The organism is Pseudoalteromonas luteoviolacea NCIMB 1944 (genome assembly GCF_001625565.1).
Lineage (GTDB): Bacteria > Pseudomonadota > Gammaproteobacteria > Enterobacterales > Alteromonadaceae > Pseudoalteromonas > Pseudoalteromonas luteoviolacea_F.
Window position 1 is genome coordinate 189,602 of the sequence record NZ_AUXS01000075.1, and the last position, 14,139, is coordinate 203,740.

At 44.2% G+C, this 14,139-nt stretch carries 12 protein-coding genes; 2 read left to right on the forward strand and 10 right to left on the reverse strand.

What is annotated here, in order from left to right; all coding sequences use genetic code 11:
- Positions 1–3: 3 nt before the first annotated feature.
- The gene (locus N483_RS23485) at positions 4–1,965 is read right to left on the reverse strand and encodes an FAD-dependent L-amino acid oxidase (RefSeq protein WP_023397015.1); all 1,962 of its coding nucleotides are present in this window, start codon (positions 1,963–1,965) and stop codon (positions 4–6) included.
- Between the two features lie 386 nt (positions 1,966–2,351).
- Between N483_RS23485 and N483_RS23490 the strand changes: the two genes are divergently transcribed.
- Positions 2,352–3,986 carry a winged helix-turn-helix domain-containing protein gene (locus N483_RS23490; RefSeq protein ID WP_023397014.1) on the forward strand — a complete coding sequence of 545 codons (1,635 nt, stop codon included), beginning with the start codon at positions 2,352–2,354 and terminating at the stop codon, positions 3,984–3,986.
- Here the strand turns inward: N483_RS23490 and N483_RS23495 are convergent.
- The 3 genes from N483_RS23495 to N483_RS23505 all read right to left on the reverse strand — a co-directional run bounded on the left by N483_RS23495 (position 3,983) and on the right by N483_RS23505 (position 9,311).
- The gene (locus N483_RS23495) at positions 3,983–4,909 is read right to left on the reverse strand and encodes a glycoside hydrolase family 16 protein (protein ID WP_023397013.1); all 927 of its coding nucleotides are present in this window, start codon (positions 4,907–4,909) and stop codon (positions 3,983–3,985) included. The genes N483_RS23490 and N483_RS23495 overlap by 4 nt on opposite strands.
- 183 nt (positions 4,910–5,092) lie before the next feature.
- Positions 5,093–6,178, reverse strand: a complete 1,086-nt coding sequence (locus N483_RS23500) for an efflux RND transporter periplasmic adaptor subunit (RefSeq protein ID WP_023397012.1) — start codon at positions 6,176–6,178, stop codon at positions 5,093–5,095.
- A gap of 10 nt (positions 6,179–6,188) precedes the next feature.
- On the reverse strand, positions 6,189–9,311 hold the full coding sequence (locus tag N483_RS23505; protein ID WP_036974800.1) for an efflux RND transporter permease subunit: 3,123 nt from the start codon (positions 9,309–9,311) through the stop codon (positions 6,189–6,191).
- Between the two features lie 563 nt (positions 9,312–9,874).
- Here N483_RS23505 and N483_RS23510 point away from each other — a divergent pair.
- Complete coding sequence (locus tag N483_RS23510) at positions 9,875–10,333, forward strand: hypothetical protein (RefSeq protein ID WP_023397010.1); 459 nt, start codon at positions 9,875–9,877, stop codon at positions 10,331–10,333.
- 40 nt (positions 10,334–10,373) lie between these two features.
- Here the strand turns inward: N483_RS23510 and N483_RS23515 are convergent, their stop codons facing one another.
- The 6 genes from N483_RS23515 to N483_RS23540 all read right to left on the reverse strand — a co-directional run bounded on the left by N483_RS23515 (position 10,374) and on the right by N483_RS23540 (position 14,138).
- Complete coding sequence (locus tag N483_RS23515) at positions 10,374–11,168, reverse strand: NPP1 family protein (protein ID WP_023397009.1); 795 nt, start codon at positions 11,166–11,168, stop codon at positions 10,374–10,376.
- A gap of 115 nt (positions 11,169–11,283) precedes the next feature.
- Positions 11,284–11,463 (reverse strand): pleiotropic regulatory protein RsmS, encoded by a 180-nt coding sequence (gene rsmS / locus N483_RS23520; RefSeq protein ID WP_023397008.1) that lies wholly within the window; start codon positions 11,461–11,463, stop codon positions 11,284–11,286.
- Positions 11,460–11,732 (reverse strand): late competence development ComFB family protein, encoded by a 273-nt coding sequence (locus N483_RS23525; protein ID WP_023397007.1) that lies wholly within the window; start codon positions 11,730–11,732, stop codon positions 11,460–11,462. The genes rsmS and N483_RS23525 overlap by 4 nt, the downstream gene beginning before the upstream one ends.
- Before the next feature lie 117 nt (positions 11,733–11,849).
- A complete protein-coding gene (locus N483_RS23530) occupies positions 11,850–12,761 on the reverse strand; it encodes a histone deacetylase (protein WP_023397006.1) in 912 nt (303 codons plus the stop codon).
- 1 nt (position 12,762) lies between these two features.
- Positions 12,763–13,362 carry a primosomal replication protein gene (locus tag N483_RS23535; RefSeq protein WP_023397005.1) on the reverse strand — a complete coding sequence of 200 codons (600 nt, stop codon included), beginning with the start codon at positions 13,360–13,362 and terminating at the stop codon, positions 12,763–12,765.
- A complete protein-coding gene (locus tag N483_RS23540; RefSeq protein WP_023397004.1) occupies positions 13,359–14,138 on the reverse strand; it encodes a sulfite exporter TauE/SafE family protein in 780 nt (259 codons plus the stop codon). The genes N483_RS23535 and N483_RS23540 overlap by 4 nt, the downstream gene beginning before the upstream one ends.
- Position 14,139 lies beyond the last annotated feature (1 nt).

Below are 14,139 nucleotides of genomic sequence, written 5' to 3' on the forward strand. Positions count from 1 at the left end.
CGCTTACTTGGTATCGAAGTAGCTGAGATCGACCCCAATGACACTTTCAATGTTTTGGTTGCGATCTATGGGTGCTTCACTGGCAGAGAAGTTAGATTCAATGTACTGGTTGATAAGTTTACTGGAGTTTTCTTCATAGATAGCCTTGATGGCATCAGATGCGGGAATATTCGTCGCCTCAAAATACACTTGGCTGAAAGGTTTTAAGCCAAATCCTTTTTCTAGTGCTAAATCTGTAGAGCGCAATGCGCCTTCAACCCAGCCTTGGTAATCAGAGAATGCTTCACCACAGGTATAAAGGTTAGGTAGGGGCTCACTGAGCGTTGCCATAACTTCTTTATCATTGGCGCCCACGGCCCATTGGTGCACCCCATAGCCAAATTGGCGGCTGGCTGGGATATCAAACTTAGTACTGCCTTCCCAAATTCGCGCACTTGTTAAAATGGGTGCAGGAACATAATGCGTGTTGAAAATTTCTTTAAAAAATTTGGTTGCTTGTGCAACAACAGCGGTTGAAGCAGGATAAATATCATCGGGCACTTCTTGAATGTAATGCGCTTGATCTGGGTGATGATAGGTCTCACCAATGTTCTGTAAGTTACTCCAGAAGTTAATGTTCAAATAATCGCAGTATATTGTTAATGCAGCTGGACGCTCGTACTTATCATTGCCAATGCGATCTAGTTTTGCCTCTATGTCTTTGGATGGGGTTGTTGTACGTTCTTGATACATAAGTGCTGCGGCCAATTCATCATTGACAGCATAAAATGGGTATACTGATCCGGTTGGCAAGTCCGCAAAGTTTGGACCAAATTCAACCGCAGGTCTGCCAGTGGTGCCGCGGCCCCACCAAGCCGAGTCATAATAGAGGTTAATCTTCAAAAGAGGCTGATTGCTGGCCGTTTGTAAAGTATTCCAAAGTTGCTCTGAATGTGCTTTATCCAGTTGATTGAACGCATTTGAGCGAACAAAGAGCTTTTCTAGCGCAAGCCTGGGCAAGCCTAGAATAACTTTTTCAGCTTGCACAGTACCTTGATGAATTCGACCATGTTCGTCTTTATGAGTGTAATGTAAGCTATAAAGCCCTGACTCTTCGGCGTAATCTATCTCATCGATATTGGTTTGCAAGTGGATATTGTCGGTGCCGACCTCTTCAACCAGTGTATTGGGCAGCGTGCTGAACCCATCTTTAAAGGTTTTGAATTGCACGTTGGCTGGAAAGTCTTCCAATAATTGATAGGCAACACCTGCGTTCATTTGTGACAAAAAAGTACCGTTAAAGCCAAGTACCCGATACAGCATGTTGATGCACTCTTGTGAGTATCCCATATCTGTATACAGATCCCACAATGTCCATTCATTGAGGCTTTGCCCTTGCCACTGGCACTCGAGTCTAAATGCTTGCCAAAATTCAGGGCCTCGCACTTCTGGGCGTTGCTGAAACTGAGGGTTTGCTTCTAAGATGCGGTTAAATACGACATTCACAATGTCTTTTGGGTTAACACCTTGCTCAGACTGGTCCAAATTGTATAAATGTGACCAAATAGCATAATTATCCTGCTGTGCATCCGATACGCTAAAGCTTTCTCCACGGAAAAACAAACGATTATTTCCGCCGCTATTCATTGGAAAGGGCACAATGTCGTTTTGCAAGTTAAGCTTTAAAAAGAGTGCCATTAAGTCGTCCATACCATCAAACAAAAAGCGCATGCCGCCTTGTTCTTCTTTTACTGTGATGGTTTTAGGTTCGCTTGAACGGAGGTTGTTAAATTTAATTAGATCTGAATCTAAACGGCCGCCAGTTCTGTTTGACCGCTCAAAGATAGCGAGGTCTTGACATTGCGCTTCTTGCTGTAAACGCCATGCACTATAAAGTCCTGACATACCTGCGCCGACAATGGCGACTTTTACTTTAGACGGGAGGGGTTTATCCGTTATCTCTTTGCCAAACGTGAAATGTGTCATAGTTTTTCCTTAGCCTCAATGGTTAAGTCTACTTTGGCAGACGACTACTCCTATAAAACGACTACTGCGACTGTGCTGCAAAAGCAGATGATTAAATCTGCGATATACATCAAACCTTGCTGGTATTTGTACAAGTTCGCAAAGGCACCTTGGCACGGTTGTTCAAGATGCATTTGAACGAATTCAATTAAATGTAGCACAAAGGTTAAATTTGTGGGTTTGAACTGAGCGGCAAACGGTTTTTACAACTAACTTGAAGCACATCAATTAAATTGCCTCTGAAGATTATCTTATGATGCTTGAGTGCAATAAGGCATTGAGGCAAACTATATGTAAAACATATGGTTATAATTCACAGCTGTGAAACCAATTTAATGGTGTGAGTGATGCGTTTTAAAGTTGATAACAAGGAAGTCGATCTTATCCGCGGTGTTGTTGTTTGTACATTGGACACGCAGCAAAATCCCGTTGATATACGTGCCAAGACATTGCAAGTTTTAACCTTGTTAGTTGAAAACTCAGACCGTGTTGTGACCAAGCAAGAACTGTTGGAGCAAATATGGCGTGACCTAGTTGTTCAAGAGCAGGTACTTGTACAATCTATCAAGGAAATCCGGGATTTACTCGGGGCCAATACGATAAAAACCTTCCCTAAAAAAGGTTACCGCTGGGTAGCGGACATAGAGTTGGTGCAAAAGACCGGTCAACCACAACGCTACTTGGCGGCTAGATTTCTCGCATTAGGCTTTTTGGCTTTTATCCTGCTATTGGGACTGAGCTACATTGTATTCGTTAAACAGAATACAGCTCAATTGCCAACCATTGCCTTTTTGCCTGTCGAAAATCATATGCCAGATAAGCTGCATGAGTGGGTGCCTATTAAAGGGATGGATCAATTAACGCATGCACTTGCAAAACAAACCGATTTACCTGTCAGCAATACCGACAATGTACTACTCGCAATAGAGCACCTCCAGCAGCGAGATATAAAAGAAAACCAGTCAATCGCACAATTTGTGTTTAAGCTTCAACAAAAATTAGACGCTCAATTGATAGTGCAGACGCGCCTGACAGGTTACCCTCAAGATCTGCAATTACACTATACACTGCATGCACAGCAAGGGCCCGAGCAAGGGGTTATTCTCTCGCAAAGTGTCGACGATGCTTTCAATCAGCTTATTTCTGCACTGGCACAGAGGTTTGGTCAACGCGAGAGAATGAGTGATCAGAGCTACTACAGTGCTTTTAGCAATCAAGCATTTGCCAAGGGAGTAAATGCTTACTTGCAACGAGATTTTGATGCGGCTATCACGCTGTTTCGTGGGGCGCTCGTTGAAGAGCCAAACATGCTTGCGGCAAGACGATATCTGGCCGGCAGCTTAGCCAATACGTATCAATTAGAGCAGGCAATTGTGTTATTGCAAGGGAGTTTAAAATTGGACGACCTGTCGATGGGCCAAAAAGAACACTTGCGGGCAAACTTGATGATAGGGTATCTGCTGATCCATTGGCCCAGCGGTGCAGATAGGCAGCAAGAGTTAGACATGGCAGAGCGATATATCGCCAATGCTAAAGGGTTAGCACAATCGAGCCAAGACAAGCTTTTTATTGCCTATTCTTATGAAGAATTGGGTAAAATCAAACGATTACAAGGCCATTATAGCGAGGCGACTCGCTGGTTATTGGCTGCGCTTGAGTATCATCAGAGTTTTCATGGCCAATATGGACAAACTGCTGCCTTAATCGAGTTGGCAAAAATCGCCATTGCACAACAGGAGATCAGTGAAGCCAAGCACTATTTCGCCAAAGCAAAGCGCGTCGCTGATGAAAGCAACGCTCACCCAAATCAAATTTGGGTGTTGCTTGCTCAAGCGGATATGCATCGTGATTTAGGGGATAAAACACGGGCTAACACTTTGGCACAACAGGCCCTTGATATTGCACATCTTGCAGATAGCCCTCACCTTATCGCGCGGGTGCAGGCATGGTTTGCACAAGTGCCTATTCATACAGTGAATTAGAGACTGCAGTAGTCGGCTTGCTTTGGAACCCAGTCAGGAACAGTATCTCGTTGAGCTACATTGCTCTTTCTTAACTGCTCAACGGCTTTGACAACAGTGCTCGGTTCCACGACTTCATTTTTGACGAAATAGACCCAGTCTACATCCTGATAATATTGGCGCATTTCAGTAGACTGAACAAGCTTATTTGGGTCAAACCATTGATTGAAGTTGATTGACATAGGGACTTCTGGGTAGACATCAGCACCGTGTTGGGCAAATAGATAGCCGTTTACATAGTACTTCAGAGTATTGTCAGCAACTTGGAGTACTAAGGTATTCCAACCTTGCAGGGACTCAATGTGATAATCATATGCGTTGACTTTGGTCCACGGCGTCAGCTGAAAAGTTTCCCAAGAAGTGGCAAATAGCGCGAGCCGCTCCGTACCCCAACCACCATTAGGTAAATACTCGAAATCCATTTCACTGTAGTTTTTGTCCATTGGCGCTTTGAGCGGGCTGATGGCATAAAATGTTTGTATTACTGCGTCACCGTCCGGGCCATATTGTGGTGCATCGTTAAAATAAACACGTGCAGCGTAGGTGCCTTCTTTGAATTTGCGGCTGTGACACACTTGAGTGTGGCGAGTATTTTGAGCCGAGCCATCAGTTTTTGAAGTGATGCGCATCACTGTATTGTTGTGGTTGATGGGATCGGGGTGAAAGGTGACGCCCTCTCGCCACCAAGTCGCATTTTTAATACCTGGATGACCGACTTCGTCTCTAATTTGCCAACCATTTTTTTCTGCTTCAGAGAACTGGCTGTAACTAAAGTCATCAAACATGATTTGTGGGGACTTGGCATTGGCAGTTGCACAGATACCAATTGTGCCTGCTACCAATAAGCACACTTGAGTTTTTATTAGAATTTTATTTATCAGCATGTGTAATTACTCCATTGTTTAGGACGTGGAGTAGCTTGTTTTAGGTTGCTAAAAAGCGCTAATTAAACTTGCTTAAATATTGGGTTTTTGTTTATTAAAATATATTAAATCATTGATAAATAATAATATAAAAATGAGTCATACTCATCCATAAGCTGACTCATTGGGCTAGTATTTGGTTGCTTAGTTGCTGGCTTGTACCTCAACCTCTTGTCCATCGGTTAGGCGCTCAGCGCCTCGTACCGCAATCCGATCACCAACAAGCAATTGGCGCTCATCATCTGAAGGTGTGATCTCGACCAACTTACCTTCGCCTTTTCCGACGGTGACAGGTATTTGCTGAACGGTATTATCTTGCGAAACTTTGACGATATGGATCCCTGTTTGGCGAATAATTAAAGCGTCTCTGTTAATCAACATGACTGGTTTTTTCGACTGTAGTGGCACCGTGACGTCTACCAACTGTCCTACCGCAAAGGTATGTTGATCTGCTACGAGTTTGGCCCGCACCTCCACCGTTTGAGAGCGAGGATCCGTGGCAGGAATAACACTAGTAATGGTTGCTGTGCTTATAGTCGGATTGTCCAAATCTCCACTTTGTATGGGCAAAGAGATACCCGGTTTTAAGTAGTGTAAATATTTGACTGGCACATACAACCTAGTCTCTAGGTTGTGGATATCAACAAAGTTGAGTAATTCACTAGCGCGGCTCACTTCTCTGCCTGCACGCTTGAATCGCTCACTGACGACACCGGTAAAAGGTGCACGAATGGTCGCTCTGGTGAGTTGATCTGCTATTACGCGTAATTCAATTTCCGCCAGCGCGATATCAGACAAAGCTAAATCATGTTGGTTTTGAACACTATCAACTTGTGTTGCCGCTGCACTGTTGGTTTTAGCCAGTTTTTTCAACCGGCTGAGTTCTTGTTTGTGAAACCTGAGGTTTACTTTGGCGCGGTTTAACATTTCTTGCTGACGTGCTTGCTCCAGCTCGAGGGGGAGTGTATCCATACGGACCAGTATCTCTCCCTCTTGCACCTGTTGACCCGGCTCTGCAACAAACAGCAGTCTGCCGGCCAATCCGGCTGTCAGTACGACATCTTGCTTGCCATACAGGGTGCCGTTGACGGCCAAAGAGCTCGTTAATGGCGCTTGCGTAACGGACTCTACGGCAATTGGCAGTGCGGCGGCACTGATTGAACTATACATGAGCGTGCTGCATGCCAAGGCCAATGAGAAAAATTTAACTGTGAAAGGTGTTTTACGCATTGTTACTTCCTTATTGGTTTGACACGAGGTTGAGTGAGGGTTTGCGTTCGCTATTTTGCTCTGGGCGCGAGTATTTTCCTTTGCCCAACTGTAATAAGCTTGGCATGAGGATCAGCGTGAACAGGGCGCTTATCGCCATTCCGCCGACGATCACTGTGGCTAGACCGCGATAAATTTCCGCACCTACACCAGGTACTAATGTCAGAGGCAACATACCGAACAGACTGGTTAACGTACTCAGGTAGACCGGCCTTGCTCGCAGCAGGACAGCTTGACGCACAGCATCTTGTCTAGGCAAACCTGTCGCTTCCGCGATGCGAGTCTGATCGACCAGCAAAATGGCATTATTCACGACCAAACCAAGCAAGATGATAAAGCCAATCATGGTCAGCAAGTCGAGCGATTGAAAAGTGAATAAGTTGAGAATATAGAGTGCTATCACACCACCGGCCGCTGCCAATGGCATAACCATGAGTACCAATAAGCTATCTTTGGCCGATTTAAACAGCGCACTCATCAATAAAAATAAAATAAATAGAGCCAGCACAAAGTTAATGGCCATCTCTTGAATGGCTGAGTTCATTTTTTGCGCATTGCCTGAAAGAATCACCCCTGCGGTTTCTGGCAGTACAGCTTTGACTTTAGGGATCACCTGTGTGCTTAAAATTTGCTGCGCTTGCTCCAAAGACATATCTGCTGGTGGCGTTACGACCACGCTAACCGTTCTACGACCATTGACACGGCGCAGCTGGCTAGGACCAACAGTACGCTCGACATGAGCCAACTCTCCGACCGTTTGTATGCCGGCGTCTGGAGTGACTATAGGGAGTGATTTTAAGGCTTCTGGCGAATCCCAGCTCGAGGCGCGCAGAATGACGTTCATGCGGTCATTGCCGTTAAAGTATTCGTTGACGAATAGCCCGCCAGTGAATGCTTGTATTGCCTGAGATACGTCCTGGCGAGAGAGTCCAGATTGTGTGATACGACGGTCATTAGGGTGCAATCTCAATTCAGGCTCAGCCATATCTAAGCGTGGTTGTGGCTGTGCGGTTGCCTGTGGAATGGCCTCCTTGACTGCAGATAAAGCTGTTTTAGCACCACTGATAAGGTCATCCATATTTGGGCCGGTTATTTCGATGTCTATATTGCGGCCATCGCCCCCATTGGATACTTGGATCATAGAACCTCGGAATAGGAACACCTGTGTATCGGGCAGGTCCACAAGTATTTCCTCGCGAGTTACTTTCATCAACTCTTCAACCCGTTGAGGATCTGCGGAATAGATAAAGCCACCTGCGTTTGTGCCAAATAAGTAAAAATTGAAATCTTTTATACCCGGTTGTTTTTCCCCTGTGTAATGCGGCATTAAGCGCGCTTTAACGCGTTTTAGCAACTCTTCTTCCATATAGTTTATGTTTCCGCCAGGTGGTGTAACGAGCGAAAAGAAGAAGCCATCTGTAGGCGCTTGGGGCATAAAATCGGTTTTTGGCAACATGGTAAATGTGACCAGTAAGGAACTTCCCAATAGACCCACTATCCAGCCTGTTTGTTTGGCGCGCGAGTTGGTTAACTTCATAATAAAATTAGTGAGCTTATGCCAGTATGCTTGATAGGGATCTTGTTTTGCTTTTCTATCAGGCATGTAACGATTGGCGATTGGAATGATGGTTAACGCGCTGACAAGGGATGCAATAACGGCAATGGAAAGGGTTAGGGCTAAATCGGAAAACAGTTGGCCTTCAATTCCGGCCATAAATAAAATAGGTAAAAAGATAGCTACGCTGGTTGCTGTAGAGGCAAAGAGGGCGCCAGCTACCTGAGTTGCGCCCTTTAGGGCTGCCTTGCCATTTTCGAAGCCCTCCGATTTTAGCCGAGCTATATTTTCTTGTACTATGATTGCCGCATCGAGGACTAACCCTACAGCGAAAGCGAGTCCTGCCAAAGAGATAACATTGATGCTGCGATCAAATATATTGAGCGCCAAAAATGCGACCATTAATGATACTGGTATCGTGGCGGCAATAACCATGGTAGTTTTAAAACCGCGAAAGAATAGCCATAAAATGATACAAGACAATAGTACGCCCAAACCTAAGTTGCTTTTCACCAACAGTAGGGCGTTTCGAATGTGTACAGAAGCATCAAAGCTGAGCTCAATGCTTAAACCTGCTTCGCTTAAAGGGCCCGCGTTGAGTTCCTTGATGGCGAGGTTAATATCATCTAACAGTGCGACAGTATTGGCGTCGTTAACACGTGAAATACGGATATAGTAAGCGGGCTGTCCATTCCTACCACTCATGCCAAGCCGATCTGAGAAAGTCTCTTTTACGGTGGCAATATCGCCTAAATAAATGGGGCGATCATTGGAATATCCGACGCGCATTTGCAGCATATCTTGTAAGTCATATTGCCCTGTAAAACGCACTGTGTATTGTCTACGGCCAACATTGGCGAGTCCTGAAGATGTGTCTTGAGAGGCACGCAGCGTTTGCCTGATTTGATTGATGCTGATCCCCAGCGCTGCGGCCTTGTGTGGGTCAAATGTCACACGTAATTCACGGTCTCGTTCACTGGCAAGATCAACTCGGGAAACGCCCTGTATTTGCGACAGCCTAGGTTCAATGATCTCGTCTATTTGTTTTTGGTATTGCGCCATATCAAAGCTTAAACCTTGCTCACCGGCTTCGAGTGGTGTAACCAGCAAAGTAGCTGCGGCTGTACCACCGCCTCCACCAAAACCACCGCCAGCTGAAACGACAGGGTCTAAGGCATCCAGCGGCAGAGGAGGAGCTTGATTCAGGTTGGTTAAGACATCCAACATTGCCTGCTGCATATCGGTGCCAATGGCGAAAGTGAGCGAAATAAAACCGTTCCCGCGATTGATTACGGTATCAACTTCCAGTGCCCCTGGTGTATTTTTTACTGCGTTTTCTAGCGGCTCAATAATGACGGATTCTATTTCTTCGGGGGCAGCTTGTCGCCAGCCAGAAAAAATGGTGATTTGAGGTTGTTCTATATCTGGTGTAAGTTGAATTGGTAGTTTAAATATACTTAACAATCCAAACACCATGACTAAAGCCAGAATGACTATCACACTGGCTGGGTTTTTTAGGGAACTGCGCGTTAAATTCATCACAACATCCAAGTTTAACAGTACATGATGGAGTGTAACGATTGAGGGAAAAACTGCCAGTACCAAAAAATCAGCGGCTAACAAATGACACGATAAAAGGTACTTTTCTCGCGTTTGATTGCAATTTTGCAATAAGCTGTAACAATTTTTCATTGATTGAAACGTATTGCGTTGACACGCAATTTAAAAAGGTTATGGGCTTACTACCAAGCCGGTAAAGTTTAGGCCATACCTAGCGGATTGAATATGTGTGTTTGGGAAGTGGAAGCTCGTAGTGTATAAAAAAAATTCATACTTAAAATGCATGTAGCTTATAAACTGACTTGAGATTGATGTAGGTTAAGAATATCACCATATTTCAAAGTTTATCTGTATATGTTTTGGACGCTGAATTAGAATCGCGTCATAAGTTTAGGGACGGCCTTTTGAGGTTTATTCATGCATGACTGAACGCATTGGGATGTGGATCTGGTTAATGCGAGATAACAGCTTTTCAAAGGGAGAAGTTTAAGGACAAACAGCCTAGCACCTGATGTTTTAATACAGTTAAAAGGAGTATCGTCATGTTTGTTGCCTTGAAATGGGACCATCAAATAGGGGCGCATTTTGTATCTTGGGTTGTCGTAGAGTGCTCTGCGGTAAGAGATAAATTTGGTTTGCCTCAAGCAGTACCGCCACGTCGAGATGTCGCATATTTTGTCAATCCACATACCGCAGAACAAGATGCAAAAGCATTTGCGGATCATAAAAACGGTGTGACCAGTGTGTCATATAAACCGGAATACTCACCCTATCTATCCGATCACCATGGCTTTGTGCATTATCAATGGGATCATACGTACCTTGAAGAATTGATAAAACATGCGGTGCTGTATTGGGAAGATGGTTTGCATATCAAAAAACAACCGTTTAGGGACGATATTGCATATTTTATTTGTCCATCAGAATCTGAATCGGATAGCCGTTTTTTCGCCCAATATAAATTAATGTTAGAAGGGCAGTGCTTGCTGCACAGTGCCTGAGGGTTGTTGAGTGAGGGTGGAGTGACCACCCTCAATTAATCTATTGTGTTAACAAAACATCTTGTGCTGAAAAGGTCGGGTAATGACTGGGCTTAAAGCGATTAATGTTGTTCAAAAATCGACTGTCCTTTACCGGCAAGGTTGCAGAGCCATAGTCATATTGATTGAGCTTATCACGCAGTGATTGGTTAGTTAGACCATCACCGCGCATATGGTACCAGCTGATGATAGGGGGTGTGACAAAGCGACCATAATCATTTTCTGCAATCTCATTACTTTTCGCAAATCTCAGTGCGTGAGTGAGTAGCCCATCTTTGTGATATACGATTTTTAAGTGTCCGTTTTCAAAAGGTAGCTGATCTTTTGGTTTGGTGAAAAGGTCACCGTGTGCACTATAACTCCCATGAGTGACCATACCATCAAGAGTCCATACGGCAGCATATTCCCAGTCATGACGGTGCCCGCCACCTAGATAGGGAATGATTTGGTCTTTCTTAAAATACAGTGCATAGAAATGCGCGCAGTAACGACCTATCTCAGTCTCTTTGCAGGCATACCTGTGTACAGTATTTGAAGTCGACAAAAATTGTCCGTCACGGCAACTTCCACCAAGTGCTCCTGATGTTTTTAGTCCAGAATTTTGTTGTCCAGTTCGGCTAATACCGGCGCTTGGCAAGCAGCCATCTGTGTCAAAATCAAATACTGGCTCGGTACCATTGATGATATAGCTAGGTGGTAACGCCGGATCTAAGGCCGCAAAGTCGTTTGCCATTGCGCTGTCGTTTAATACAGCGCAGCTTATAACTAATGCGCTAAATACAATCTTGTTGGTCATAAATTTCCTTGTTTTTAGAGATTAAAAGATTACTTATGTCACTAATCGTGACATGAAGAAAAATGCTTCGAGACTAAATACTAGGCAGTGATTATGACGGATTGTATACTAAATGTTAAATTTGGTTTTTTTGTTCTAGTTCAGTATGTGCTTTTTTTAGGTAGTCTTGTTTTACAATTTCGAGCGCATCAAGCACTTGTTGAGGAGGAACTTGGTTTTGTTCTAATAACATAATTAAGTCAACGGCGAGTTTTACATGTTGCGGCGCTTGTTCAACCGAGGTGGGTTTATTCATTCTTTAAATTGTCTCTTTTTAGATACTTGCTCTATGGCAACTTCAATGGCGACTTCAACTCGTTCTTCCATTTGCTGTCGTTCAGATTGCGGTAGGTAAAACTCCATATCGACATCGTAACGGATATAACGGGCTGGTAACTGATTGAGGACGGTACAACAAAAGTCGGCCATTACGTTTTCGTCGTACTTTTCGTGCAGCTTGCGCTCCACAATTTGTTCGAGCATAACTTTCTCATAATAATTGTGCAAATCATCATGCAGTTTCATAGTGTTAACTCCTTCGTACTCCCCCTTTGTATCATTTAAAGTCTATATCATAATAGTTGAGTACGCGACTTACCAAGTCGGTTAAATTCGCCTTAAATAGAGTCGATGTTTAGGACATCAATTTTTGCATGATATATATGGGGATGCTGTTAAAGCATTAAAAAGTTGCTGATGGACAGTGACCAATTCATCTGTATTGCGTTGATAACCGCCGCCTAGTGCACACATTAGCGGGATCTGGTGTTCATAACAATAGTCCAAAATAAACGCTTCGCGGTTGAAAACGCCTTGCATTGAAATATTAAAATAACCGAGTTCATCTTTGTCAAAAATATCCGCTCCGGCATTGTATAAGATGATATCGGGCTGGTGTATACGCACACACAAATCCATTGCTTGCTTGAGCGTGGTTAAATAGTCGCTATCTTGAGTTCCTGACGGCAGTGCAAAGTCATAGTCAGAGGATTCTTTTAGTCTTGGAAAGTTTTGTTCACAGTGTAGTGAACAGGTCACAATATTGGCCTGTGATTGCAGAATTGAGGCTGTACCGTCGCCTTGGTGCACATCGCAATCTAGGATCAACACAGAGTCGACTCGGCCTGTTTCAAGGAGTTCACAGGCGGCGATGGCTAAATCATTAAAAATACAAAATCCGCTGGCCTTGTCACCAAATGCGTGATGATAACCGCCCGCCAAATTGGCTGAAAAGCCATGTTGTAGAGCATGATTTGCCGCTGCGATGCTGGCTCCAACAGAGGTTAATGTGCGTTTAACGAGTTGTTTTGACCAGGGAAACCCCATACGTTTTATTTCGGTGCTTGTCATCGTGCCATGGCAAAATGCCTCGATATATTCTTGGCTATGGCAACGGCTTAGCTGCTGATGGGAAGCAGGCTGCGGTACAGGTTTAATATGAGACTCTAGCTCTGAATTAGCTAAGCGAGTTTTGAGTTTGTGGTATTTGCTGATAGGGAATCGGTGTCGAGATGGCAGTTCTAAGCTACTATAAACCGGGTCGTAAAACAGCATGTCAGCGATTGCCTTGCTTTTCTAATTGTTGGATTTTTTCTTCTGTCGCTGATATTGCTTTACGACAACGCCCTAAACGCGTGTGCAACGCTAAAATTTCGGCATTCAGTTTGGTATTTTGCTCTGCGTTAGCACCGTCCAGTTGGGCACGACGAATATCTATCATTTCCTGTAATCGACGTTCAAACTCATGGTTTTGAGATAGCTCTTGGTACAGTTCGTGGGAGGATTGCATGATCCGCTGTACAGCCTTTTTGTAAACCTTGGCTTTTTTCGGTTGACTGAGCTTATTTTCTTTTGCCCATACAGGAGTCGATTTTAATACCTTGATGATGGCCTGCATCTGCTCGCCAATTTGTTCAACAGCAAATTGGTATGCATGACGATTTTGCTCTGGCGGTAAGTGTTTGAGTGCCTGTTGTATTTCATCGACATAATCGGTGAGTAGCAAGCTTTTGGTGTGGAATAAATGACTGTCAAACAAACTAGGTTGATTCTGTATGTAACGGTTTTTGTCAAACCATTTTGCTTTGTCAAACTGATGAGCCTGAGTAGCAAGCTGTTCAAGTTTACTTTTGAGCTTTAGAAAAGCCTGGCTCATGACACATATGCCTCAAATATTAACTTGCCTGCTAAGACTATGACCACAGTATTAAAGATAGGTTTAATTAGCTTACTGCCAAATTTTATTGCTGAATGAGCACCTATCCATGCACCAAGCATTAAAAAAGCTCCCATGGTAACGCCAAGTAAAAAGTTTACATGGCCAAGTGCAACAAACGTGATGAGCGAAATAAAATTCGATACAAAGTTCATTGAACGCGCTAGGCCACAATTTAGCAACAAACTCATTTTATACAGTAAGCTGTTGGATGCGGTCCAAAAAGTGCCCGTCCCCGGGCCTGCTAGGCCATCGAAAAAGCCAAGAGACAGGCCTTGCAACCACTGTTTAATTTTCAGAGCTGGGGTCTTCTTGGGTAGTGTGTTTAATTCCGTAGAACTTAGGCTACCAAATAAACTGTAGAGTGCGACCACGATGATGATTATGGGCAGTAGCTTATTGAGTACTTCGATACTTAGTTTGTCTACAAGTAGCGTGCCGAGGATTGCGCCGATGGCTGTGGCGAGTGTGGAAGCTGCCCAAAATCTTGGGTTAAATAGCTGTTTTTTATAGTAGGTGAAGCTCGCTGTCAGTGAGCCAAAGCTGGCTGCTAACTTATTAGTTCCCAATGTAACATGAGGCGGTAGCCCTGCTGTTAACAATGCAGGTACAGTCAACATGCCACCGCCACCGGCGACAGCATCGATAAATCCAGCTGCCAAAGCAACCGCACATAAAAGTGCCCAAGTTAGCGGGTCAAAAGCGAGTTCAAGCATT